Genomic DNA, 23,469 nt, shown 5'->3' with positions numbered 1-23,469 from the left:
GTCCTTCCCGACATGCCCACCGTTCTCGTTCTCGGCTTCGACCCGCACACCGTCCCCGGCATGGACGGCGACGGCGTGCGGGCCGTCCTCGACGCCGAACTCGCCCGTTTCGCCGACCACGGCATCGACGCCGCGATGACGCTGGTCGCCCCCGACGACACCGCCGAGCCCGCGATCGTCGCGGCGCTCGACGGCCGCGGGTGGGACGTGGTCGTCATCGGCGGCGGCATCCGCAAGCCCGAGCCGGCCCTCCCGTTCTTCGAACTCGTCGTCAACCTGGTCCGCCGGCACGCGCCGCAGGCCGCCATCGCCTTCAACACCAGCGGCGCGGACAGCGTCGAAGCCGTCCAGCGCTGGCTCTGACGGCCGGCCCGGGCCGGGCCGGGGTCGGGGACGGCCGCCCCGCCCCGGCTACCGCGTCGGGCGCGGGCCGGTCAGGTCGCGGCGGTAGGAGAGGGCCGGGCGGCCGGAGAGCAGGACCTCCTGCCGGAACCGGAAGCCGTTGCGGGCGAGCACGGCCCGCGAGGCGGCGTTGTCGACGGTGGTGGCCGCGGTCAGGAAGCGCAGGCCGTACAGGTCGGCCGCGAGCCGGCAGACCTCGGCGACGGCGGCGGTGGCGATCCCGCGGCCGCCGGCGGACTCGGCGACGCGGTAACCGAGTTCGGCTCCGCCGTCGGCGATGTCGACCAGGTTGACCCGGCCGACGAGCTCGCCGTCCGCGTCCCGGACGACGTGGAACAGGCAGGTCCCCCCGGATTGCTCGGCGAGGAGCGCGGAGTGCCGGGCCGGGAACTCGGAGAAGTAGGCGTCCCCGCGGTCCGGCACGCTGCGGGCGAAGTACGCGCGGTTGGCGAGTTCGAAGGCGAGCAGGGCGCCGGCGTGGTCGGGGCGGAGTGGTTCCAGGCTCAGCATCCCACCAGTCTGGCCCGCAGGGCCGCGGTGAACCACTCGAACACGTCCCGCAGGCTCTCCTGGACCGGCCAGCCGTTGATGACCGCCATCAGTTGCCAGTAGCGCTCAGCGCGGGGGTCGTTCGCCGTCCCGAGGCGGTCGAACAGCCATTGCCGCAGCTGCTCGTCGTCCGGGCGCCCGAAGGCCTCGGCGTAGGCGGCGGTCAGGGCCGCGACGACGGGGTCGGCGTCGGGGGAGGTGGGGGCGATCCCGGCGGCCAGCGCGGCACGGACCCGGGACGTCACGGTCCCGGTCAGCGCGATGTGCAGGCCGCTGCGGTCCCCGTCCGCCCGCTCGGCGGCCTGGTGCTCGGCCATCTTGCGCACGGCCGCACGGAAGTCCCGGTCCTGGACGAGTTCGCCCAGCTCGACCCAGGCCTCGACCTGCTCCGGCCGCGGCTCGTCGGGCAGTTCCGGCATCGCCGAGCGCATCATGGCGACGAACTCGGGGTTGGCGTCCAGGCCGCCGAAGGTCTCGTCGATGAAGTCGTGGACGAGACGCCGGCGTTCGGCGTCGGAGAGCTTGGCGAGTTGGTGCATCAGTCTCATCTCCTCTGGGGTGGAACCGTGTTGGGCGACGGCGAGCAGCACCGCCCGGCGCAGCCGCAGGGTGCGGATCTGCACCTCCAGCGCCTCGGCGTGTGCGGCGGCGACCTCCTGCAGCGGGGACTGCCGCTCCAGCACCCGGCGGATCGCGGGCAGGTCGAGCCCGAGCTCGCGCAGGGTGCGGACGAGGTCCAGCCGGGCGAGCGCGTGCACGTCGTACAGCCGGTAGCCGGCCGGGGTGCGGTCGGTGGGCGGGACGAGCCCGGTGTCGGCGTAGAACCGGATGGTCTTGACCGTGAGCCCGGTGCGCCGGGCGAGGTCGCCGATCGAGTACCGGATGTCGTCCGCAGTGCTGCCGTCCATGGGCACCACTGTGGACTCTCCCCCTACCGGAGACTCAAGCCCGTTGTGTCCGCCCTCTAAGGTCATGGCCATGGACGACACTGACAACGGGGCCTCGATCCGCGTGCTGCTCGCCGAGGACCAGGGGATGGTCCGGGAGGCGCTGGCCGCGCTGCTCGGGCTGGAGGGGGACATCGACGTCGTCGCGCAGGTCGGGCGCGGGGACGAGGTGGCGGCGGCGGTGCTGGCGAACGAGGTGCAGGTCGCCGTGCTGGACATCGAGATGCCGGGGATGACGGGCATCGAGGCGGCCGCCGAACTGCGCCGGCAGGCGCCGCGCACCAAGGTGGTCATCGCGACGACCTTCGGGCGCCCCGGCTACCTGCGCCGGGCCATGGAATCGGGCGCGGACGCGTTCCTGGTGAAGGACGCGCCCGCCTCCGAGCTGGCCGAGGCGATCCGCCGGGTGCTGCGCGGCGAGCGGGTGATCGACCCGGTGCTGGCGGCCGCCGCGCTGGCCGAGGGCGCCAACCCGCTGACCCCGCGCGAGCGGGACGTGCTGGGCGCGGCCGCCGACGGCGCGGTGAACGCCGACATCGCCAGGCGGCTGCACCTGTCCGAGGGGACGGTCCGCAACTACCTGTCGATGGCGATCCAGAAGACCGAGGCCCGCAACCGCACCGAGGCGGTCCGGATCGCCCGCGAGAAGGGCTGGCTGTAGCCCCGGCGCGGATCAGTTCAGCCGGTGGCGGGCCGCGCGTGCCTCCTGCCGGACCTTGGCGGCGCCGTCCGGGTCGAAGGCGTCCAGGATCTGCGCGTACGCGTCCATCTCCGCCGAGCCGCCGAGGAAGTCGCCGGTGCGGACGAGGAGTTCGGCCCGCTCCAGGCGGAGCTGGGCCGGGTGGCGGGGCAGCAGCAGGGCGAGTTCGGTGGCCCACAGTTGGGTGCGCGCGTGCTCGGGACGGTCGGAGGCCCAGGCGCGGATGTTGCCGAGCACCCGCAGCACGATGTCCAGCGGCTGGGCCGGGGTGAGCAGCGAGGGCGTGAACTCCTGTCCGGCGGCGGCGACCAGGTCCTCGACGTCCCCGGGGTCGAGCAGTCGTCCGCCGTGGAACGGGTCGGCCAGGACGTAGTCGTCACCGCCGCCCGGCCCGCCCACGGCGACGATGAAGTGCCCGGGCAGCGCGACGCCGTGGACGGTGAGTCCGGCCCGCCGTCCGACCGCCATCCACACCAGCGAGAGCATGATCGGCAGCCCGCGCCGCCGCCGCAGCACCTCGGGCAGCAGCGAGGACTCCAGCCGCCGGTAGTCGGCCGGCTGCCCGTGGAAGCGCTCCCGCCCGCCGAGGACGGCCGCGAGCAGGGCGGCGGTCTCCTCCGGCCCGGCGGGCGCGCGCTCGGCGACGGCCAGCCGGACGGCGGCCGCGTGCCGCTCCAGCGCGGCCTCGCAGGCGGCGAGCAGGGCGTCCACCCCCGGCGGATCGCCGGGATCGCCGGGGTCGAGCGCCGGGCCGTGTTCGGCGGCGGCGAGCAGGCAGAGCAGCACCGGGTCGGGCTGCTCCGCGCGGGCGGCGGTCCGGAAGCGGTCTCTGCTCTGCTCGGTCACGGTGACGACGACGGCTTTCGTACGGCGGACGGACAAGGCGACGGACGGGTCGGGCGGCTGATCGGGTGGCGGACGGACCGGGCGGGGGAACGGGCCGGGCGACCGACCGGTGCACGGACGGAACGACCCGCCGCTACCCCTGGGGAAGAAGCGCGTAGTGGTAAGTGTGACTGGTCGTGAAGCCGAGTTCGTCATAGAGCGCGATCGCCCCCGCGTTCTCCGCCTCGACCTGCAGGTAGCCGCCGCTCGCCCCCTCCTCGGCCGCCCGCGAGGCGAGCACCGCCATGACCGCCGTCGCCAGCCCGGCCCGCCGCGCGTACGGCTGGACCTCGATCGCGCCGAAGCAGGCCCACGGCCCCTCGATGACGCAGCGTCCGATCGCCAGCGGCGGCTGCCCGGGCGCTCCCGGCACCGCGGCGAACCAGACCGACGGTCCGCCGTGCAGCACCCGCAGCGCCGCCTCCTCGACCGCCGGGTCCCCGGTCACCCGCCGGTAGAGCGACAGCCACGCCGCGTCCGCCGTCCGCGACAGCCGCACCCGGTCCTGCCCGCTGCCCGCCCGCGCGAGCCCGGCCAGCGGGGCGGTGCGGACCAGCGTGCGCGCGTACCCGGCGCCGAGCCGGTCGAGTTCGGTGCGCAGCGCCTCCGGCGACCCCGGGCTGATCACCTCGACGTACGCGGGCAGCCCGCGCTCCGCGTACCAGGCCCGGACGGCCGCCAGGGCCCGCGGCAGCGGCAGCCCGGGGTCGCCGAGCGCCTGGACGGAGTTGGCCCGCCGGGTGAAGCCGGCCGAGGCGCGCAGCGTCCACTCGCCGAGCGGCTCCTGCTCGACGGCCGGCCAGCCGCGGCCCGCGATCCGCTGCAGTTCGACCGGCGCGGTGACCGGCAGCGGAGCACGCCGGGCGGGGAACGGCGGCACGACCTTGCCCGCGACCAGCAGCTCCTCCGGCAGGAGGACCGGATCCCCGGTCCGCGGCACGATCGTCAATCCGTGGTCGTCCCACGATGTGAGCACGCCGATCGAATCCCGGAACACCGGCCGGTCGTCCACGAACTCGGACAGGCGCCGGACGGACACGCGTCGTCCCACGTCAGAGCGGTCTATCCGGACCTCCGGACGGTCACCGACCGGGTTGCCCGTCGCCATGTGGCCACCTCCTGTGCATTTGCGGTCTCCGACCCGCGATACTAGGGGCGGGCATCGACGACGCCGCGCTCACCGCGCACGCGAGCAGAACAGAACGGGCCGCCAGGCCCTTCCTAGGAGGAACGACAGCGTGACCTACGTCATCGCGCAGCCTTGTGTCGACGTGAAGGACAAGGCGTGCATCGAAGAGTGCCCGGTTGACTGCATCTACGAGGGCGAGCGATCGCTCTACATCCACCCGGATGAGTGTGTCGACTGTGGCGCGTGCGAGCCGGTCTGCCCGGTCGAGGCGATCTTCTACGAGGACGACACTCCCGAGGAGTGGAAGGACTACTACAAGGCGAACGTCGAGTTCTTCGACGACCTTGGTTCGCCCGGTGGCGCCTCGAAGCTGGGCCTGATCGAGCGCGACCACCCGTTCATCGCCGCTCTGCCGCCGCAGAACGCCGACCACTGACGATCGGTGGCATCGAAGCTGTGAGCAACGACAGCACGCGCGCGCCGTTCCCGGGCCACCCGGGGGCGGCGCGCCGCGTTTCCGACCTCCTGCCGGTCTTCCCCTGGGACAAGCTGGAGCCGTACAAGGCGACCGCCCTCGCCCACCCGGGCGGCCTCTGCGACTTCTCCGTCGGCACCCCGGTGGACCCGGTCCCCGAGGTGATCCAGAAGGCCCTGGCCGCGCACACCGACACCCCCGGCTACCCGACCGTCTGGGGCCCGCTGGAGCTGCGCGAGGCGATCGCCGGCTGGCTGCACCGCCGTCTCGGCGCCGGGATCGGCCCGCAGGCCGTCCTGCCGACCGTCGGCTCCAAGGAGCTGGTGGCCTGGCTGCCGACCCAGCTCGGCCTCGGCCCCGGCGACCAGGTCGCCTACCCACGGCTGGCCTACCCGACGTACGAGGTGGGCGCGCTGCTGTGCGGCGCCGAGCCGGTCGCGTACGACTCGGTGGACGAGCTGGACGGCTCCCGGGTGCGCCTGATCTGGGTGAACTCGCCGTCCAACCCGACCGGCCGGGTGCTGGGCGCGGCGGAACTGCGCCGCGCCGTCGCGTGGGCCCGTGAGCACCGGGCGCTGCTGGTCAGCGACGAGTGCTACCTGGAGCTGGGCTGGGAGGCCGACCCGGTCTCCGTCCTGCACCCGGAGGTGTGCGGCGACGGCCACGAGGGCCTGCTGGCCGTCCACTCGCTCTCCAAGCGCTCCAACCTGGCCGGCTACCGCGCCTCCTTCGTCGCGGGCGACCCGGTGGTGGTCCGCGAGCTGCTGGAGGTGCGCAAGCACGGCGGCATGATCGTGCCCGCCCCGGTCCAGGCCGCGACCGTCGCCGCGCTCGCGGACGACGCGCACGTGACCGAGCAGCGCGAGCGGTACGCCGCCCGGCGCTCGGCGCTGCGGGCCGCGCTGGAGGCGTACGGCTTCCGGATCGAGCACTCCGAGGCGAGCCTCTACCTGTGGGCGACCCAGGACCGGCCGTGCTGGGAGACCGTGGCCGAACTGGCCGGGCTGGGCATCCTGGTGGCGCCCGGCGACTTCTACGGGCCGGCCGGCGAGCGCTTCGTGCGGGTCGCCTTCACCGCGACCGACGAGCGGGTCGCCGCGGCCGTGGAGCGGCTGGCAGCGGCGCGCTGACCGCACGTCGAAGGGCCGGCGTTCCCCGCTCGGAACGCCGGCCCTTCGGTACGGGGGCTGCCGCCTGCCGACCACCGCTCGCGGATCACGGCTCACGGCTCGCGGACCACGCCACGCGGATCACGCCACGTGGCACGCGGCCTACAGCGGCAGGCCGCTGATGCTGCCGCCGTTCACGCCGCCCAGCAGCCCGCCGATCGGGCCGAGCGCGCCGGTGAGGCCGGACAGCGGGTTGTTCGGCCCCAGGTCGGCGCCGCCGAGGCGGTTGGCCGAACCGTGCTCGGCCAGGCCGAGGACGTCGGCGCCGGGCAGGCCGGCCGGCAGGGTGTGCTCGACCGAGCCCAGCGGCAGCGCGCGCCCCACCGAGCCGAGCGGGAGCGCGTCGGTCACGGCGTTGGTGCCGGGGACGGCGCCGGAGAGCTTGTCGGCGCCCGGCAGGGCCTGGGCGACCGAGCCCGCCTGGGCGAGCCCGCCGACCGGGCCGGCACCGGCGTCGGCGCTGCGGGTGGCCGAGCCCTTGCCGGTGACGGCCTCGCCGAGCTTGCCGGCCAGGGCCGAGGCGACCTTCGGGGTGACGGCGGAGAGCTGGCCGGCGGTGGCGGCCGTCTGGTCGACCGGCGCGGTCAGCGAGCCGGCCTTCTCGTTCGCCTCGGGGAGCTGGTGGGCGACGATGTTCCCCGCGGCGTCGGCCGAGGCCGGTACGCCCGCGGCGACGGTGGCCGCGCCGGTGGTGCCGGCGGCCTGGCCCAGCTGGTGGGTGGTGTGCTGCAGGGTGGAGCCGGTGTCGGTGTTGGTCAGCTGGCCCAGTGGCGCCGCGAGGTCGCTCTTGGGCAGCAGGGCGTCCCCGCCCAGGGCGGACGCCGAGCCGGCCGCGACCAGCGGGGTCGCTCCGGCGGCCACGACGAGCGCGGCCTGAGCGATCCGGCGCGTGAGGGGGTGAGACATGGGGCTCCTCGAAGGGGTTCGGTTCCGTCCCGTCCGCCCGTGGACGACCGGGCGGACGACGTTGTTACCGTTTGAGAAGCCAGAAGGTTTCGGCCGGTGCAAGGAAAGTGTCTGACCGACCATCGGATCGTACGACCGCAGCGCTGGCGCCCACCGGGCCCCGCAGGGTCCCGCCGGACCTCGCCGAACCGGCCCGGCCAAGGGAAGTGACGGTTCTCCGTCCGGGGTCGCCGGAACCGGGGGCCGGTCCACCGGAGTTGACCGGAATCACCCGTCCGGCGGCAACCCGCACGTCTGTTCGTCAGCCCTTGTCGGGCGGTGCCAGGGTCACCTGCACGAGCTTGGTCGAGGTGCCCGAGGGCTGCGTCTGCCAGCCGTCCTCCGAGGAGGTCTTGCGCCAGATCTTCCCGTCGTAGGCGACCGTCGCGATGCCCAGCTGCTGGGCCTGGGCGACCGCCCAGTGGGCCACCTCCCAGCCGCTGGCCCGCTCGGCGCTCACCCCGCCGTCGGTGCCGCCGTCCGCGGCGGAGGTCAGCGCGGCGGTGGCCGGGTCCGGGGTCAGCGACACCGCGTTCTCGGCGCCCTTGATGGTCGAGGTGTAACCGAGCGCCGGGGTGACCGTGCGGCCGAACTCCCGGCGGACCCGGTCGGACAGCACCTGGGCGCGGTCCGGCGCCGCGGCCGGGGTGGCGGTCGCGGTGGCGCCCGCCGTGGCGGTCGCCGCGGGGGTCGCCGTGGGGGAGGAGGAGTCCTCCGGGTCCGGCTTGGCGTAGTCGTGCACGATGCAGGAGAACGAGGCGGGCTCCCGGCCGGCCAGCGCCGAGGTGAGCAGGGTCGCCTTGGTCTCGTGCTTGGCGTAGGCCTGCGGGTAGCCGCTCTTCTGCACCGCCTGCGCGGCGTCGGTCAGCGGCAGCCGGGTGTAGCCGGGGACCTTGACCAGGCCGTCCAGGAACTTGTTGGTCGCGTACACCGGGTCCGCGATCTGCGCCGGGGTGCCCCAGCCCATCGAGGGCCGCTGCTGGAACAGGCCGATCGAATCCCGGTCGCCGCCCGCGAGGTTGCGCAGCTTGGACTCCTGCATGGCGGTCGCCAGCGAGATCGTGGCGGCCCGGTCCGGCAGCCCGCGCGAGCGCGCCACCGCGGCGATCGTCGCGGCGTTGGCGGCCTGCGGCAGCTCCAGGGTGCCGTTGCCGGCCGCGGTCTTCACCGTGCAGCCCTCGGACTCGCCCTGCCTGAAGCCGAACCACCAGATGCCGACCACGCCCAGGCCCGCGACCAGCGCGAGGCCGAGCAGCCCGACGATCACCATCAGCAGCGCGCGCAACGGCCCGCGGCGGCGGGCGGGCGCCGTTTCGTCGCCCAGCTCCTCGCTGCTCCTTCTCCTGGCCACCGTCGCCCCTCTCGCACCTGCTCCTTGATCCGACACCGTACCCACTCGGACGGATGTGCGGCGCCCCCCGGTTGCCCGATCCACGCTATTCCGTGTCACCGGGCGACCACACAGGGCACCTGCGGCGCGCACTAGGCTGGCGCCATGAGCAGCCCGAACCCGACGCCCCTGGACCTCACTCTCGACGGTGGCGCGCTGACCGCCCGGCTCGTCGACTTCCCCTCGGTGAGCGGCGACGAGCAGGCGCTCGCCGACGCCGTGGAGGCCGCCCTGCGCGGCTACCCGCACCTCACCGTGGACCGGTACGGCAACAACGTGGTCGCCCGCACGAACCTGGGCCGCGCCGAGCGGGTCGTCCTGGCCGGCCACCTGGACACCGTGCCGATCGCCGACAACCTGCCCTCCTACGTCGAGGGCGACCTGCTCTACGGCTGCGGCACCTCGGACATGAAGTCCGGCGTGGCCGTCCAGCTGCGGCTCGCGGCCACCCTGACCGAGCCCAACCGCGACCTCACCTTCGTGTTCTACGACTGCGAGGAGGTGGAGGCCCACCGCAACGGCCTCGGCCACCTCGCCAAGGAGCGCCCGGAGTGGCTGGCCGCCGACTTCGCGGTGCTGATGGAGCCCAGCGGCGCGATGGTCGAGGGCGGCTGCCAGGGCACCCTGCGGGCGCAGGTCCGGCTCACCGGCGTGCGCGCCCACGCGGCCCGCAGCTGGCTCGGCGACAACGCCATCCACCACGCCGCCGAGGTGCTCACCCGGCTCGCGGACTACCGGCCGCGCCGGGTGGAGATCGACGGCCTGGAGTACCGCGAGGGCCTGAACGCGGTCCGGATCGACGGCGGCGTGGCCGGCAACGTCATCCCGGACGAGTGCGTCGTCACCGTCAACTTCCGCTACGCGCCGGACCGCAGCGAGGCGGACGCGGAGAAGCACGTGCGCGAGGTCTTCGACGGCTTCGAGCTGACCGTCACCGACTTCGCCCCGGGCGCCCTGCCCGGGCTCTCCCAGCCGGCCGCGCAGGCCTTCCTGGCGGCCACCGGCGGCCAGGCCCGGGCCAAGTTCGGCTGGACGGACGTCGCCCGGTTCAGCGCGCTGGGCGTCCCGGCGGTCAACTACGGCCCCGGCGACCCGAACCTCGCGCACAAGCGGGAGGAGCACTGCTCGCTGAGCGCCATCGCCGAGACCGAGGCGCGGCTGCGCGCCTGGCTGACCAGCTGAGCCCCCGCCCGCGGAAACCGCCGGACGGCTGATCCGATCAACGGTCGAACGCCACCTTCCGGTTGCCCAACCGACCTTCCCCCGTTGCCTGAAAACCGGGGAAGGTCGGCGTAGGGTTTCGTCATGACAGGCACAGGAGACGAGAAGCAGTACGGGCACGGACCCGAGCAGGTCGGCGTGCCGCGGAAGAAGAAGGCCTGGCCCGAGAAGCAGAAGGGCCCGGTGCTGGTGCGCCGGGACCAGGTCGGTACGAGCACCACGGACCAGCGCCTGCTGGACACCACCGGCCCCACCGACTGGCTGCACACCGACCCGTGGCGGGTGCTGCGGATCACCTCCGAATTCGTCGAGGGCTTCGGCGCCCTCGCCGAACTCCCGCCCGCGATCAGCGTCTTCGGCTCCGCCCGGACCCCGGCCGACTCACCCGAGTACGAGGCCGGGAGGGCCATCGGCCGGGCCCTCGCCGAGGCCGGCTACGCGGTGATCACCGGCGGCGGCCCGGGCGCGATGGAGGCCGCCAACCGCGGCGCGTCCGAGGCCGGCGGCCTCAGCGTCGGGCTCGGCATCGAGCTGCCCTTCGAGCAGGGCCTCAACGAGTTCGTCGACCTCGGGCTGAACTTCCGTTACTTCTTCGTCCGCAAGACGATGTTCGTGAAGTACGCGCAGGGCTTCGTCGTCCTGCCCGGCGGCCTCGGCACCCTGGACGAGCTGTTCGAGGCGCTCACCCTGGTGCAGACGAAGAAGGTCACCCGCTTCCCGGTGATCCTCTACGGCACCGCGTACTGGGGCGGCCTCTTCGAGTGGCTGAAGGACACCCTGGTCGCGCAGGGCAAGGCGGCCCCGCACGACCTGGAGCTGTTCCACATCACCGACGAGGTCGACGAGGTCATGAAGATCCTCGCCGACGCCCGCCGGCCGGTGAACGAGATCTAGCGCGGGCCGGGCGTCGCCGTCCCGCGGCGGCCCCTAGGCCAGCCCCCGGCGGGCGACCGCCGGGGGGCGGGTGCCCCGGATCGAGGCGACCATGTCCAGCACCTGGCGGGTCTCCGCGACCTGGTGCACCCGGTAGACCCGCGCCCCCAGCCAGGCCGAGACCGCCGTGGTCGCCAGGGTGCCGAGCAGCCGCTCGTCCACCGGCTTGTCCAGCGTCTCGCCGACGAAGTCCTTGTTGGAGAGCGAGACCAGCACCGGGAAGCCGGTCGCGGTCATCTCCGGCAGCCGCCGGGTGGCCTCCAGCGAGTGCCGGGTGTTCTTGCCGAAGTCGTGCCCCGGGTCGATGATCACCGCGTCCCGCCGCACGCCGAGCTCCACCGCGCGCTCGGCCAGCCCCACGGTCACCCGCAGGATGTCCGCCATCACGTCCTCGTACCCGGTCCGGTGCGGACGGGTGCGCGGCTCGGCGCCGCCCGCGTGGGTGCAGACCAGTCCGACGTCGTGGCGGGCGGCCACCTCGGCGAGCTTCGGGTCCACCCCGCCCCAGGCGTCGTTCAGCAGGTCCGCGCCCGCCTCGCAGACCGCCTCGCCGACCTCGTGCCGCCAGGTGTCCACGCTGATCACCGCGTCGGGGTGGCGCTTGCGCAGCTCGGCCACGAAGGGCACGGTCCGCCGCAGCTCCTCCTCGACCGTGACCTCGTCGCCCGGCCCGGCCTTGACCCCGCCGATGTCCAGGATCGCCGCGCCCTCGGCCATCGCGCGGTCGGCGGCGGCGAACGCGGCCGGGTCGGCGAAGGTGGCGCCCTTGTCGAAGAACGAGTCCGGCGTCCGGTTGACGATCGCCATGATCACCAGTTCGTCGTCACCGAATTCCCGCGGTCCCAGGCGCAGTGCCACCGATGTCTCCTCCAGAGCTCCTGCGGGTGCGATGATGGCCCCCGGCCTCACTAAGGGACCATGCTGTCATGATCAGTCTGGTTCCCTGGCACCTCGACGAAGGCCGACCGGGAGTTCGGGAGGACAGCTCGTGTTCTGGGTGATCGTGGTCGCCATGGCCGTGGTGGTCGGCGGCGCCGCCCTGGTGGCGCTCGGCGGGGGCGGCTCGATGCCGGAGGCGGTACCGGACCGCGTCTCCGCACGGCTCCCGCAGGACCGCCCGCTGGGCAAGGCGGACGTGGACGAACTGCGCCTGCCGATGGCGCTGCGCGGCTACCGGATGGACGAGGTGGACGACGTCCTGGACCGCCTCGGCGCGGAACTCGCCTACCGCGACGCGCGGATCGCCGAGCTGGAGGCCGCCGCCCACCTGCGCGGCGCGGTCGAGGCGACCAACGGCCCCGACCCGGCGGCCGAACCGCTGCCCGGCCTGGAGCAGTTCGCCCGGGTCGTCGAGCCGGCCGTCGCCCTCACCAAGCCGGCGGCCGAGGCACCGGCGCCGGCCCAGGCCCAGACCCCGGCGCCCGAGGACGCGAAACCGGTGAAGGACCAGTGACCTCCCCGGCCGACGGCGCGGTGCTCGGTCCGGACGGGCTGCGCCGCTGCGCCTGGGGCGACTCCACCGACGACTACCGCGTCTACCACGACACCGAGTGGGGCCGCCCGGTGCACGGCGACGACGCGCTGTTCGAGCGGGTCTGCCTGGAGGCCTTCCAGTCCGGCCTGTCCTGGCTGACCATCCTGCGCCGCCGCGAGGGCTTCCGGGCCGCGTTCGCAGGCTTCGAGATCGGCGCGGTCGCCGCGTTCGGCGAGGCCGACGAGGAGCGACTGCTCGCCGACACCGGCATCATCCGCAACCGGGCCAAGATCCGGGCGGCGATCGCCAACGCGCGGGTCGCCCGCGACCTGGAGGGCGGTCTCGACGCGCTGATCTGGGGGTTCGCCCCGGAGCCGGGCCGGCCGGCCCCCCGCCGGATGAGCGAGGTGCCGGCCGTCACGCCGGAGTCGACGGCGCTGGCGAAGGCGCTGAAGAAGGCGGGCTTCCGCTTCGTCGGCCCGACCACCGCCTACGCCCTGATGCAGGCCTGCGGCCTGGTGGACGACCACCTGGCGGACTGCCACGTCCGCACCGGGGCCGAGGGCTGACCGGACGGGCTCAGCGCCCGACGTACGTCGGCTTCTCCTTGGCGACGAAGGCGCGCACCGCGATCCGGTGGTCCTCGCTGTCGCCGGCCAGCGTCTGCAGCTCGTCCTCCTTGTCGAGGAGTTCGTCCAGCGAGTGCGAAGCACCGTACGCGAGCGACGCCTTGATGGCGCCGAACGCGACCGTCGGGCCCTCGGCCAGCTCCCGGGCGAAGACCCGTGCGGTGGCGGCGAGTTCGTCGGCCGGCACCACCTTGGTGGCCAGGCCCAGCTCCATCGCCTCGGCGGCCTTCACCGTCCGGGGCAGCATCAGCAGCTCGGTCGCCTTGGCGTGCCCGACCAGGCGGGGCAGCGTCCAGGACGCGCCCGAGTCGGCGGTCAGGCCGATCCCGGCGAAGGCGGTGTTGAAGCCGGCCCGGTCGGACAGGATCCGGAAGTCGCAGGCGAAGGCGAGCGAGGCGCCCGCGCCGGCCGCCACCCCGCCGACCGCGGCGACGGTCGGCTTGCGCATCCCGGCCAGCGCCCGGGTCAGCGGGTTGTAGTGCTCGGCGACGGTCCGCAGCGCGCCCTCGCCGGTCTCCTCGGCCCGCTTCAGCATCGCCAGGTGCTCGTTCAGGTCCTGCCCGACGCAGAACGCGCGCTCGCCCGCCCCGGTCAGCAGCACGGCCCGCACCGCCGGGTCCTCGGCCGCGGCGACCACGGTGTCGCGCAGCGCGACCTTGGTGGCGACGTCGAGGGCGTTCATCGCCTCCGGACGGTTGATGGTGATGACGGCCAGGCCGCCGTCCAGCTCGTACAGCACGGAATCGGACATGGGCGAGGGCTCCCCGGGTGATCGTCGTGGTGTCGGTGTCGTGTGCCAGGATGCCGGAGCACGCGGTGGCCTGGGGAGTGTGAGGTATCGCACCTTCCGGTGGCGTCCGTGCCGTCGCCACGCCGGGGCTTATGACGTGAATTGCGGCGGTTGGGGGCGGTCCGGTCGAGGTTGCACCGAGAGTGATGTTGGTCATCAGCCCGTGGCATGCGGGATAATGGCTTCCGATCAATGCGTTCGATACCGGCGGTGGACGGACTGCCGGTGCGTAGCTGAGCGGTTGCAGGAAGGGGAACGAGCATGGCGGCCATGAAGCCGCGGACGGGTGACGGCCCGCTCGAAGTCACCAAAGAGGGGCGGGGCATCATCATGCGCGTTCCGCTCGAAGGCGGCGGACGCCTTGTGGTGGAGCTCACGCCTGACGAGGCCGACGCCCTCGGCGAGGCCCTGAAGAAGGCCTGCGGCTGACCGCAGCGGGTGCTCGCCATCTCCTGGAGATGCACTGCCGGGCCCGGGTACGACGTCATGTCGGCCCGGGCCCGCGCGTTTTCCCCGCGGGCTCCCGCCGTCCGCCGTCCGCCGGTCGGCGTCCGGGGTCGTTCCTAGCGCTTGACGGCGCAGAGCAGCCCGTCCGAGACCGGCAGCAGCGCCGGCAGCAGGGCCTCGCTCTCCCGGACGTCCCGGACCAGGTCCCGCACCGCGCCGGTCTGCGGGTCCTGCAGCTCCGGCTCGGCCAGCCGGCCCTCCTGGAAGACCCCCTCGAAGCAGACCATCCCGCCTGGCCGCAGCAGCCGCAGCGACTCCAGCAGGTACTCCCGGGACTCGGCCGGATCGCCGTCGCAGAACACCAGGTCGTACTGGCCGTCGGCGAGCCGGGGCAGCACCTCCAGCGCCCGGCCCGGTATGAACCGGGAGCGGTTGGCCGCGAACCCGGCCGCCTGGTACGCCTCGCGGGCCAGTTGCTGGCGCACCGGCTCCGAGTCCACCGTGGTGAGCACGCCGTCCGGCCGCATCCCGCGCAGCAGGTAGACCCCGGAGACCCCGGTGCCGGTGCCGATCTCGGCCACCGCCTTGGCGTCCAGCGCGGCCGCCAGCAGCCGCAGGCACGCCCCGCCGCTCGGCCCGATCGCGCGTATGCCGGTTCGCGCGGACTGCGCCCGGGCATAGGTCAGGACCGCGTCCTCGCCCACGTAGGTGTCGGCGAGGGCCGCGCGCGCGGGCCCGAACTCGCTGATGGCTGCCTCTTTCGGAGCCCCGGGTGGCGGCCCGGTGCCGGGGGATGTCGATATTTCCTGCCACAGATTACTGGCCGCCCGGGAACCGCGTACGGCGGCGGGCCGTTGTCATGACGGACCGGGTGCGGGAGACCTCCCGGGCACTTTTATCCGGGCTTGACGGGTGAGGTGGATATGGTGGTGGCCCTGCTGGGCAGAAGAGCCGACCGAGGAGGTGTGGCCGAGGGCGACGTCCCCGTGCGGCGGCACTCCCGCGGCACCGCGTCAGTCCGTACGCCGAAGCCCGTGATGAACCAGCCTGCGCACTCCGACCTGGACCAGCCCGCCGCCGCGACGCCGGCCGCCGGTACCACCGAGGCCCCCGCCCTCGCCACGTTCGCCGAGGGCCCCGACGCGCAGACCTGGACTCCGCCCTCCTGGGAGGAGATCGTCGAGGCGCACAGCGCCCGCGTCTACCGGCTCGCCTACCGTTTGACGGGCAATCAGCACGACGCCGAGGACCTCACCCAGGAGGTCTTCGTCCGGGTGTTCCGTTCGCTGTCCACCTACACCCCCGGCACGTTCGAGGGCTGGCTGCACCGGATCACCACCAACCTGTTCCTGGACATGGTCCGCCGCCGTCAGCGCATCCGCTTCGACGCGCTCGGCGAGGACGCGGCCGAGCGGCTCGCCTCCCGCGAGCCCAGCCCGGCCCAGCACTTCAGCGACACCCACTTCGACGCCGACGTGCAGCAGGCCCTGGACACCCTCGCGCCGGAGTTCCGCGCGGCCGTGGTGCTCTGCGACATCGAGGGCCTGTCGTACGAGGAGATCGCCGCCACGCTGGGCGTCAAGCTCGGCACCGTCCGCAGCCGCATCCACCGCGGCCGCTCGCACCTGCGCGCCGCGCTCAAGCACCGCGCCCCCGGCTCGGCCCCCGGCCGTGAGCGCCGCGGTGGCTCGGAGGAGCCGGTGCCGGTCGGCGTCGGGACGGTCGAGGCCGCGGTCGCGCCCGGTGGGCGCGGACGGAGGCGATCGTGAGCGGAACCAGCCGGTCCGGCTCGGACCGGTCGGACACGTCCGGCCGGCCCCTGAACCGGCGGAGCTGGGGCCTCCCGGGCCGTCGGGGTACCGACGAACCCGGTGAGCCCGTGCTGCCCGCGCTGACGCTGCCCGCCGACACGGCGCTGCGCGCGCTGCCCGTACGGCCCGCCGAACCGGCCGCCGAGGAGCACCACCTCGGCGACCGCCTCTCCGCCTTCCTGGACGGCGAACTCGGCCACGACTCGCGCGAGCGGGTCCAGGCGCACCTGGCGACCTGTCCGCAGTGCCTCGCCGAGGCCGACGAGGGCCGCTCGGTGAAGCACCTGCTGACCCGCACCGGCACGCCCGGCCCGTCCTCCGCCCTGATGGCCCGGCTGATGGCCGTCGGCAACCTCCCCGAGGACGGTCCGGCGGACGGCGACTGGCCGCCCGGACGCGGGCGCCACGATGACGACGACCTGCCCGGTGGCGGGGTCGCGGGCACCGGCACGTTCGGTGGCAGCCGGCTCACCGGCGGCACCTTCGGCCGCGGTGCCGGAGCCTCCTTCGGCGCGGGCGCGCTCGGCGCCGACAGCCCGGTGCCCGGGGTCGACCCGCGGGCCTTCGGGCGCGGCGCGGTACTGCGTCCGCTGATGGGCCGGCGCTCCGTCCGTCCCGAGACCGCCGCCGCACCGGACCGCACCGCCCGGTCGCAGCCGTCCGCGGCCGCCGTCCGCTCCTCCGCGCGCGGGCGCCGGCTGGTGTTCGCCGCCGCGGGCGCCTTCTCCGTCGCCGCGGTCACGCTCGGCGGCGTCGGCGGGCTCACCCCGCAGGGCGAGGACCGCCAGGGCACGACCGTCAGCCCGCCCGGCGGCAACACCGGCACCGGTCGCGGCGGCCTCGTCCCGATGACCGCCCAGATCCCGGTGGACTTCCCGGGCCGTCCGGTCGCGGCGACCCGGGACGCGTCCCCGTCGTCCTCCCCGGAGCGCAACCCCGGCGGCGGCGTCGCCGCCCTGCGCCAGCAGACCCGCTAGCACGCACCGGCGGAGCCGCCGGAGCGCCCCGGACGGACCCCGGCGTCCGACGACGACGCGCCGGGCCACCGGCAGGTCTTTACCACGGCTTCATCGCAGCGTGGGCCCGGGACTCGCCGGTGGCCATTACCCTGTAGGGACCGTCGTCCGACGAGCTAGGGAGCAAAGGTGTTCAGCGACGTAGGCGGGCTGGAGCTCCTGACCCTGGTCGTGATGGCGATCATCATCTTCGGTCCGGACAAGCTGCCCAAGTTGATCCAGGACACCATGGGCTTCATCCGGAAGGTCCGTTCCTTCGCCGACAACGCGAAGGACGACATCCGCAGCGAGCTCGGCCCCGAGTTCCAGGACTTCGAGTTCGAGGACCTCAACCCCAAGAACTTCGTCCGCAAGCAGCTCATGGGCGGCCAGGAGGACCCGCTGGGCCTCAAGGAGATGAAGGACTCGCTGGACATCCGGTCCGTCCTGGACGACAAGCCCGCCGCGCCGGTGAACGGCCGCAGCGGCAGCGTCAGCTTCGAGAAGTCCGCCCCGGCACCCGCCTCCGCCGGCGCCCCGCTGGCCCCCGGTGAGCGGCCCCCGTTCGACCCCGACGCCACCTGACGCGCACTCGGCGACGGCACCCCGACCGCACGCCACCGCCCCGCCCGGCTGCCCCGCTGAGCGGGGCGGTGGCGCGTGCGCCGCTATTGTGCTGATTGTTCCCGCTGAGCCGTCCGTCACATTCCGCGTGGTCGCGGACCAGGAACGGCCCCCGGGAACGCCGCGGTACGCCACCATGGGAGCGCGCCACGGCAGGCAAACGTGCGTTTGAGGAGGCCCGGGGATGGACGCGACGAGTCAGGCGGGAGGGGCGACGGCCACGGCCGGCGGCCCGGTGGTCGGCGGACAGGCCGGCCCGGCGGACCCGTTGGTGCCCTACCTGTCCGCCGACTTCCCCTGGTACGGGCTGGACGAGGGCTGGACCGGCCGCCGCTACCTGATGCAGGCCGGCGCCGGCATCCGCGCCGCCGGCAGCGTCGACTACGGCTCGCTCGGCCACGGCGACGAGCCCGCCAAGCAGTACGAGCCGCGCGACATGCGGAAGTTCGCCGCCGTGGTCACCGTCGCCCGCCGGGACAGCCGCCGCAGCGCCGACAACACCGGCACGCTGGAGGCGACGTCCGCCTCCTCCGCCGCCTGGCTGGCCGGCTCAGGCCTGCTCGCCGCGACCTGGCCCGGCCAGCTGGACCGGGCGCTGCGCCAGGACTGGCTGGACCAGCAGAGCAGCCTCGCCTGGGACCTCGCCGACGACCTGGCGGGCCCCGGCTGGTCCACCCTCAGCCTGCCGGTGAACGGCCTGCCGCAGCCCTTCCGCTACCGGGAGTCCGAGTACGGCTGGGTCCTGGCGGGCGAGGCTCCCGGCGTCCTGCTCGGCGCCTTCGGCCGCGGCGTCAGCGCCTACGGCGTGGGCTTCTCCACCGTCCCGGACCTGGCCTCCTACACCCGCCCGTAGGGCCGCCCACGCCCGCCCGTGGGCCCGGCGGCCGCGACCGCGGGCCCGCGGCCACGACCGTGGGGGTCCGCGCCGACGACGAAGGGGCCGGGTGGTGCGCACGGCACCACCCGGCCCCTGCCGCCGCTCCCCGGCTCGCTTCCGAACCGGGGAGCGGTGCGCCCACCGGCTCAGAACTTGTTCTTGGGTGTCAGCCCGAGCGACATCCCGGACAGGCCGCGCTGGCGGCCGCCGAGCTTGCCGGCCACCGCGCGCAGGGCGGCGCCGGCCGGGGAGTCGGGCGCGGCGAGCACGACCGGGCGGCCGTCGTCGCCGCCCTCGCGCAGCCGCACGTCGATCGGGATCGAGCCGAGCACCGGAACGGTCGCGCCGACCGTGCGGGTGAGCGCGTCCGCGACGGTCTGGCCTCCGCCGGTGCCGAAGACGTCGATCATCTCGTCGCAGTGCGGGCACGGCATGCCGGACATGTTCTCGATCACGCCGACGATCTTCTGGTGGGTCTGCACCGCGATGGTGCCGGCCCGCTCGGCCACCTCGGCGGCGGCCATCTGCGGGGTGGTGACGATCAGGATCTCCGCGTTGGGGACCAGCTGGGCCACCGAGATCGCGATGTCGCCGGTGCCGGGCGGGAGGTCCAGCAGCAGCACGTCCAGGTCGCCCCACCACACGTCGGCGAGGAACTGCTGGAGCGCGCGGTGCAGCATCGGGCCGCGCCAGACCACCGGGGCGTTGCCCGGGGTGAACATGCCGATCGAGATGACCTTCACGCCGTTCGCCTGCGGCGGCATGATCATGTCCTGGACCTGGGTCGGCCGGCCCTCGACGCCCAGCATGCGCGGCACGCTGTGGCCGTAGATGTCGGCGTCCACGACGGCGACCTTCAGGCCGTCCGCGGCCATCGCGGCCGCCAGGTTGACCGTCACCGAGGACTTGCCGACGCCGCCCTTGCCGGAGGCGACGGCGTACACGCGGGTCAGCGTGCCCGGCTTGGCGAACGGGATCTCCCGCTCGGGGGCGCCGCCGCGCAGCAACTGGGAGAGCTCCTTGCGCTGCTCGTCGCTCATCACGTCGAGCTCGACCTCGACGCCGGTCACCCCGGGGACCTTCCCGACCGCCTCGCGGACCCGGGTGACGATGGTGTCGCGCATCGGGCAGCCGGAGACCGTCAGGTAGACCGCGACGCGCACCGCGCCACCCTCGGCGATCCCGACCGATTTCACCATGCCGATCTCGGTGATCGGGCGGTTGATCTCCGGGTCGTTGACGGTCGCCAGCGCCTGGCGTACGGACTCCTCCGTGACGCCGGCCGCGACCTCTGTCTCGTTGGCCATGCCTTGATGGTACGGCGCCGGACGAACCGCTTGACTCGCCGGTAGCGTGCCGCCGGTCACAGCGGTTCGGCGACGTCCCGGCGCTCCTCGATCTCCCTGAGCAGGGACTGTAGTTCGGAGCGGATGAAGTCTCTGGTGGCGACCTCGCCGAGCCCGTGCCGCAGGGCCGCGACCTCGCGGGTCAGGTACTCGGTGTCCGCGATGTTGCGGTCGCTGCGGGCCCGGTCCTGCTCCATGTTGACCCGGTCCCGGTTGTCCTGGCGGTTCTGCGCCAGCAGGATCAGCGGGGCCGCGTAGGAGGCCTGCAGCGACAGGGCCAGGGTCAGGAAGATGAACGGGTACTCGTCGAAGCGCACGCTGGCCGGCAGCAGGGTGTTCCAGGCTATCCAGACGACCACCACCACGGTCATCCAGACGATGAACCGCCCGGTGCCGAGGAAGCGGGCGATCCGCTCGGACAGGACGCCGAACGCCTCCGGGTCGTAGGAGGGCAGGGAGAGCAGGCCGGGCCGGGCGGTGCGCGGCTGGTCGAGCCGGGTGCGGCCGGTGCCGGTGATCGGGGTGGTCTCCACCCGCCGCTCCCGGCTGCCCTCGCGGGTGCGCAGTTCGCGCAGCTGGCGCAGCTGGCGCAGCTCGCCCTTCAGACGGCGGCGTGCGGAGTCGTCCGGCCGGCCGTTGCGGTCACTGTCCACCGGTCACCCCTTCCCTGTCGTCGTGCCGGGCGTCGTCGGCGTGCGGCGCGGCGTCGCGCCAGTCGTCCGGCAGCAGGTGGTCGAGCACGTCGTCGACGGTCACCGCGCCGAGCAGGTGGTCCGCCTCGTCCACGACCGGGGCGGCGACCAGGTTGTAGGTCGCCAGGTAGCTGGTGATCAGCGACAGCGGGGTGTCCGGCGGCAGCGGGTCCAGGTCGTCGTCGACCAGTGAGCCGACCAGGACGTACGGGGGCTCGCGCAGCAGCCGCTGGAAGTGCACGGTGCCCAGGTAGCGGCCGGTCGGGGTCTCGTTCGGCGGGCGGCAGACGAAGACCTGCGCGGCGAGGGCGGGCTTGTGGTCGCTGATCCGGACCCGGGCCAGCGCCTCGGCGACCGTCGCGTCCGGCTCCAGGACGACCGGCTCGGTGGTCATCAGACCGCCGGCGGTGTCCTCCTCGTAGGTCAGCAGGCGGCGCACCGGCGCGGCCTCGTCCGGCTCCATCAGCTGGAGCAGCCGTTCGGCCTCGTCGCCGGGCAGCTCGGAGAGCAGGTCGGCGGCGTCGTCCGGGTCCATCGCCTCCAGGACGTCGGCGGCGCGCTCCTCCTGGAGCTTGCCGATGATCTCGACCTGGTCGTCCTCGGGCAGCTCCTCCAGGACGTCGGCGAGCCGCTCGTCGTCCAGCGCGGCGGCCACCTCGGCGCGGCGCTTGGCGGACAGGTGGTGCATCACGCTGGCGAGGTCGGCGGGGCGCAGCTGTTCGAAGGTGGCGAGCAGGTTGGCGGCGCCCTGGTCCTGCTCGGGCAGCGCGAAGCCGGTGACGTCCTGCCAGTCCAGGGTGAGCCGCTCGCCCTTGGCCTTGCGCAGCCGGCCGGCCCGGCCGAGCTGGACGAAGACCTTGCTGATCTCCCACTCGCGCAGCCGGCTCTGCACCATGCCGACGTCCAGCACGGTGACGTCCTCGCCGGTCTTGGACCAGGTGACGGTGCGGTCCAGCAGCTCGGCGAGCACCAGGGTCTCGGACGGGCGCTGCTCGAAGCGGCGCAGGTTGATCACGCCGGTGGTGAGCACCTGGCCGGACTCCAGGCTGGTCACCCGGGTCATCGGGAGGAAGATCCGGCGCCGGCCGACCACCTCGACCACCAGGCCGAGCACCCGCGGCGGCCGCCCGCCGAGGCGCAGCGAGACGACCACGTCCCGGACCCGGCCGACCTGGTCGCCGTTGGGGTCGAAGACCGCGATGGCGGACAGATGGGAGATGAAGACCCGGGTGCCTGGCCCTGCCATGAACTCCCTCGACTCCCTCGACTCGCGGTACCCGCCCGACGTCGTGCGCCGTACGCGGTGCGCCCTACCCGGTGCGCCGAGGCGCACCCGGGGCCAAATCTACCCGGGCGTGCGGGGCCCGGCCCGACGAGGCAGGGTAACGGCGGGAGGAGTCCGCGGGGTGAACCCTCAGCGGCGCTTGAACAGCAGTTTGGGCAGGCCGGCCGGGATCGGGCGGCGGGTGGTGGCCGGGGTGGGCATCGGCCGGGCGGCGTGCGAGTCGTCCGGCATCGCGCCCGGGCGCTCGGTGAGCGGGCCGGCGGGCTCCAGTCGCAGCACCCGGCACTCGCGGGCCCAGCGCTCGGCGATGGCGTCGGTGTCGGGCGCGTTGAGCCGCTTGCCCTTGAGCTCCTCGACCGCGCCCAGCCAGGCCTCGCCGCCCGGCGCGAGTTCGACCACCCGGGCGCTCCAGCCGGTGAGCCGGCCGCCCTTGTCCTTGCTGCGGACGGTGACCACGGCCCCGGCGCCGTGGGCCAGGCCGTGCAGCGGCTGCTCGCCGCCCCCGCCGACCACCACGACCGCGCCGTCGTGCCAGGCGTGCCACAGCGGCCGGGCCTGCTCCTGCCCGTCCGCGCGCACCCAGAGCAGACCGGACTTCTTCGCGGCCTCCTCCAGCAGTGCCTGGTCGAGGAAGGCGTCGGCGGTCGCGGCGGCGGGCGTACGGTCCATGGCTGACAGCGTACGGCTTTCCCGTCCGGTTCCGTCCGCGGGACGTCTCAGCCTCCGGGCGACAGTTCCGTTGCCGCGCCACGGGCCTTACCGTATGAGCGCACCACCCGCCGCGACCAGCAGAGGAGCGCCGTGCCCGCCGCCCGGCCCGCGACCGCCCCAGCCCCCGCCTCCGCGCCCGCCGCCGAGCCGGGGCCGACGCATCCGCTCCCCACCCTCGACCTGCTGCTGCTCGCCCTCTCGATCGGCGGCATCTCGCTGTCCGGCCCGCTGATCAGCGCCACCGCCGCGCCCGCGCTGGCGATCGCCTTCTGGCGCAACGTCATGTCGGTCGGCGTCCTCGGCCCGTACGCGCTGCTGCGCCACCGGGCCGAGCTGCGCGGGATCGGCCGACGGGCGCTGCTGCTCGCGATCGCGGCCGGGGCGCTGCTCGCCGTCCACTTCGCGCTGTGGATGCCCAGCCTGCGGATGACCTCGGTGGCCTCCGCCACCGCCCTGGTCACCACCACCCCGCTGTGGACCATCCTGCTGATGCGGCTGATGGGCGTCCGGGCGCCCCGGACGGTCTGGCTCGGCACGGTGGTGGCCTTCGCCGGCGTGCTGGTGCTGACCGGGGTCGACCTCTCGCTCTCCCCGCGCGCGCTGCTCGGCGACGGGCTCGCCCTCGCCGCCGGACTGGCCGCGGCCGGGTACGTGCTGCTGGGCGCCGAGGTCCGCAAGACGGTCAGCACCACCGGGTACACCCTGGTCTGCTACGCCACCACATCGGTGGTCCTGCTCGGGATCTGCCTGGTCGCCGGGTCCCCGCTGGCCGGGTGGCCGGCCGGGGTGTGGTGGCAGATCGTGCTGCTGATGGTCGCCGCCCAGCTGCTCGGCCACTCGCTGAGCAACCGCGTGGTGCGCAGCCTCGGCCCGTCGGTCACCTCCACCGCGATCCTGCTGGAGACCCCGGGGGCGGCGCTGATCGCCGCGCTCTGGCTGGGCCAGTGGCCCCCGGCGGCCGCCTATCCGGCGGTGGTGCTGATCCTGCTGGGGCTGGTCCTGGTCGCCCGCGGCGGGCGGCGCTGACGCTCAGAGCCAGCCGT

The 23,469-nt window shown here is 74.2% G+C and carries 27 protein-coding genes; 14 read left to right on the top strand and 13 right to left on the bottom strand.

The window, feature by feature from the left end; all coding sequences use genetic code 11:
• The first annotated feature begins 12 nt into the window (after positions 1-12).
• Positions 13-363: a hypothetical protein gene (locus AB0Q99_RS08360; protein ID WP_363569516.1), complete on the top strand. Its 351-nt coding sequence runs from the start codon at positions 13-15 to the stop codon at positions 361-363.
• A 48-nt stretch (positions 364-411) separates the two neighbouring features.
• Here the strand turns inward: AB0Q99_RS08360 and AB0Q99_RS08355 are convergent, their stop codons facing one another.
• Both AB0Q99_RS08355 and AB0Q99_RS08350 read right to left on the bottom strand, forming a co-directional pair.
• Complete coding sequence (locus AB0Q99_RS08355; protein ID WP_363569515.1) at positions 412-912, bottom strand: GNAT family N-acetyltransferase; 501 nt, start codon at positions 910-912, stop codon at positions 412-414.
• Complete coding sequence (locus AB0Q99_RS08350; protein WP_363569514.1) at positions 906-1,859, bottom strand: MerR family transcriptional regulator; 954 nt, start codon at positions 1,857-1,859, stop codon at positions 906-908. Before AB0Q99_RS08350 ends, AB0Q99_RS08355 begins: the two co-directional genes overlap by 7 nt.
• A 70-nt stretch (positions 1,860-1,929) precedes the next feature.
• Between AB0Q99_RS08350 and AB0Q99_RS08345 the strand changes: the two genes are divergently transcribed.
• Complete coding sequence (locus AB0Q99_RS08345) at positions 1,930-2,559, top strand: response regulator transcription factor (RefSeq protein ID WP_363569513.1); 630 nt, start codon at positions 1,930-1,932, stop codon at positions 2,557-2,559.
• A gap of 12 nt (positions 2,560-2,571) precedes the next feature.
• On the opposite strand, the gene AB0Q99_RS08340 is transcribed toward AB0Q99_RS08345, so the two are convergent.
• Together AB0Q99_RS08340 and AB0Q99_RS08335 are read right to left on the bottom strand one after the other, a co-directional pair.
• The gene (locus AB0Q99_RS08340) at positions 2,572-3,444 is read right to left on the bottom strand and encodes a transglutaminase-like domain-containing protein (RefSeq protein ID WP_363569512.1); all 873 of its coding nucleotides are present in this window, start codon (positions 3,442-3,444) and stop codon (positions 2,572-2,574) included.
• 133 nt (positions 3,445-3,577) lie between these two features.
• Positions 3,578-4,522, bottom strand: a complete 945-nt coding sequence (locus AB0Q99_RS08335) for a GNAT family N-acetyltransferase (protein ID WP_363569511.1) — start codon at positions 4,520-4,522, stop codon at positions 3,578-3,580.
• Positions 4,523-4,721: 199 nt separating this feature from the next.
• Here AB0Q99_RS08335 and fdxA point away from each other — a divergent pair, with 199 nt between their 5' ends.
• Together fdxA and dapC are read left to right on the top strand one after the other, a co-directional pair.
• Positions 4,722-5,048 (top strand): ferredoxin, encoded by a 327-nt coding sequence (gene fdxA, locus AB0Q99_RS08330; RefSeq protein WP_030061559.1) that lies wholly within the window; start codon positions 4,722-4,724, stop codon positions 5,046-5,048.
• Between the two features lie 20 nt (positions 5,049-5,068).
• Positions 5,069-6,217 (top strand): succinyldiaminopimelate transaminase, encoded by a 1,149-nt coding sequence (dapC, locus tag AB0Q99_RS08325; protein WP_363569510.1) that lies wholly within the window; start codon positions 5,069-5,071, stop codon positions 6,215-6,217.
• Between the two features lie 141 nt (positions 6,218-6,358).
• On the opposite strand, the gene AB0Q99_RS08320 is transcribed toward dapC, so the two are convergent.
• Together AB0Q99_RS08320 and AB0Q99_RS08315 are read right to left on the bottom strand one after the other, a co-directional pair.
• The gene (locus AB0Q99_RS08320; RefSeq protein ID WP_363569645.1) at positions 6,359-7,162 is read right to left on the bottom strand and encodes a hypothetical protein; all 804 of its coding nucleotides are present in this window, start codon (positions 7,160-7,162) and stop codon (positions 6,359-6,361) included.
• Between the two features lie 301 nt (positions 7,163-7,463).
• Positions 7,464-8,552, bottom strand: coding sequence for a hypothetical protein (locus AB0Q99_RS08315; protein WP_363569509.1), 1,089 nt, complete (start codon positions 8,550-8,552; stop codon positions 7,464-7,466).
• A gap of 144 nt (positions 8,553-8,696) precedes the next feature.
• Here AB0Q99_RS08315 and dapE point away from each other — a divergent pair, with 144 nt between their 5' ends.
• Both dapE and AB0Q99_RS08305 read left to right on the top strand, forming a co-directional pair.
• On the top strand, positions 8,697-9,773 hold the full coding sequence (gene dapE, locus AB0Q99_RS08310) for a succinyl-diaminopimelate desuccinylase (protein WP_363569508.1): 1,077 nt from the start codon (positions 8,697-8,699) through the stop codon (positions 9,771-9,773).
• Positions 9,774-9,896: 123 nt separating this feature from the next.
• Complete coding sequence (locus tag AB0Q99_RS08305) at positions 9,897-10,706, top strand: TIGR00730 family Rossman fold protein (RefSeq protein WP_363569507.1); 810 nt, start codon at positions 9,897-9,899, stop codon at positions 10,704-10,706.
• 33 nt (positions 10,707-10,739) lie between these two features.
• On the opposite strand, the gene folP is transcribed toward AB0Q99_RS08305, so the two are convergent.
• On the bottom strand, positions 10,740-11,552 hold the full coding sequence (folP, locus tag AB0Q99_RS08300; RefSeq protein WP_363569640.1) for a dihydropteroate synthase: 813 nt from the start codon (positions 11,550-11,552) through the stop codon (positions 10,740-10,742).
• Between the two features lie 181 nt (positions 11,553-11,733).
• Here folP and AB0Q99_RS08295 point away from each other — a divergent pair, with 181 nt between their 5' ends.
• Both AB0Q99_RS08295 and AB0Q99_RS08290 read left to right on the top strand, forming a co-directional pair.
• Positions 11,734-12,198, top strand: coding sequence for a DivIVA domain-containing protein (locus AB0Q99_RS08295; protein ID WP_363569506.1), 465 nt, complete (start codon positions 11,734-11,736; stop codon positions 12,196-12,198).
• Positions 12,195-12,788: a DNA-3-methyladenine glycosylase I gene (locus AB0Q99_RS08290; protein ID WP_363569505.1), complete on the top strand. Its 594-nt coding sequence runs from the start codon at positions 12,195-12,197 to the stop codon at positions 12,786-12,788. Before AB0Q99_RS08295 ends, AB0Q99_RS08290 begins: the two co-directional genes overlap by 4 nt.
• A gap of 10 nt (positions 12,789-12,798) precedes the next feature.
• Here AB0Q99_RS08290 and AB0Q99_RS08285 read toward each other — a convergent pair whose 3' ends face one another.
• Entirely contained in the window at positions 12,799-13,599 is an 801-nt protein-coding gene (locus tag AB0Q99_RS08285) for an enoyl-CoA hydratase-related protein (RefSeq protein WP_363569504.1), read from the bottom strand.
• Between the two features lie 300 nt (positions 13,600-13,899).
• Between AB0Q99_RS08285 and AB0Q99_RS08280 the strand changes: the two genes are divergently transcribed.
• Positions 13,900-14,067, top strand: a complete 168-nt coding sequence (locus tag AB0Q99_RS08280) for a DUF3117 domain-containing protein (protein WP_014137929.1) — start codon at positions 13,900-13,902, stop codon at positions 14,065-14,067.
• Positions 14,068-14,201: 134 nt separating this feature from the next.
• Here the strand turns inward: AB0Q99_RS08280 and AB0Q99_RS08275 are convergent, their stop codons facing one another.
• Positions 14,202-14,834 carry an O-methyltransferase gene (locus AB0Q99_RS08275; protein ID WP_207809516.1) on the bottom strand — a complete coding sequence of 211 codons (633 nt, stop codon included), beginning with the start codon at positions 14,832-14,834 and terminating at the stop codon, positions 14,202-14,204.
• A gap of 174 nt (positions 14,835-15,008) precedes the next feature.
• Here AB0Q99_RS08275 and sigE point away from each other — a divergent pair, with 174 nt between their 5' ends.
• From sigE to AB0Q99_RS08255, 4 genes are all read left to right on the top strand, one after another.
• Positions 15,009-15,854 carry an RNA polymerase sigma factor SigE gene (gene sigE / locus AB0Q99_RS08270; protein ID WP_363569503.1) on the top strand — a complete coding sequence of 282 codons (846 nt, stop codon included), beginning with the start codon at positions 15,009-15,011 and terminating at the stop codon, positions 15,852-15,854.
• Positions 15,855-15,964: 110 nt separating this feature from the next.
• A complete protein-coding gene (locus tag AB0Q99_RS08265) occupies positions 15,965-16,873 on the top strand; it encodes a zf-HC2 domain-containing protein (RefSeq protein WP_363569502.1) in 909 nt (302 codons plus the stop codon).
• 168 nt (positions 16,874-17,041) lie between these two features.
• Positions 17,042-17,476, top strand: coding sequence for a sec-independent translocase (locus AB0Q99_RS08260; RefSeq protein ID WP_363569501.1), 435 nt, complete (start codon positions 17,042-17,044; stop codon positions 17,474-17,476).
• Between the two features lie 223 nt (positions 17,477-17,699).
• Entirely contained in the window at positions 17,700-18,368 is a 669-nt protein-coding gene (locus AB0Q99_RS08255; protein WP_363569500.1) for a hypothetical protein, read from the top strand.
• A 170-nt stretch (positions 18,369-18,538) separates the two neighbouring features.
• Here the strand turns inward: AB0Q99_RS08255 and AB0Q99_RS08250 are convergent, their stop codons facing one another.
• From AB0Q99_RS08250 to AB0Q99_RS08235, 4 genes are all read right to left on the bottom strand, one after another.
• Entirely contained in the window at positions 18,539-19,699 is a 1,161-nt protein-coding gene (locus AB0Q99_RS08250; RefSeq protein ID WP_363569499.1) for an Mrp/NBP35 family ATP-binding protein, read from the bottom strand.
• Positions 19,700-19,755: 56 nt separating this feature from the next.
• Complete coding sequence (locus AB0Q99_RS08245; RefSeq protein ID WP_363569639.1) at positions 19,756-20,271, bottom strand: DUF1003 domain-containing protein; 516 nt, start codon at positions 20,269-20,271, stop codon at positions 19,756-19,758.
• Between the two features lie 109 nt (positions 20,272-20,380).
• A complete protein-coding gene (locus AB0Q99_RS08240; protein ID WP_363569498.1) occupies positions 20,381-21,676 on the bottom strand; it encodes a CBS domain-containing protein in 1,296 nt (431 codons plus the stop codon).
• 168 nt (positions 21,677-21,844) lie between these two features.
• The gene (locus AB0Q99_RS08235) at positions 21,845-22,384 is read right to left on the bottom strand and encodes a hypothetical protein (protein WP_363569497.1); all 540 of its coding nucleotides are present in this window, start codon (positions 22,382-22,384) and stop codon (positions 21,845-21,847) included.
• Between the two features lie 132 nt (positions 22,385-22,516).
• Here AB0Q99_RS08235 and AB0Q99_RS08230 point away from each other — a divergent pair, with 132 nt between their 5' ends.
• Positions 22,517-23,452, top strand: coding sequence for a DMT family transporter (locus AB0Q99_RS08230; RefSeq protein WP_363569496.1), 936 nt, complete (start codon positions 22,517-22,519; stop codon positions 23,450-23,452).
• Positions 23,453-23,469: the final 17 nt, after the last annotated feature.

Origin of the sequence: Kitasatospora sp. NPDC086791 (assembly GCF_040685975.1) — a bacterium.
Classification (GTDB): Bacteria; Actinomycetota; Actinomycetes; order Streptomycetales; family Streptomycetaceae; genus Kitasatospora.
The sequence above is the reverse complement of the archived record's forward strand: the minus strand, read 5'-3'. Positions and strand labels throughout refer to the sequence as shown.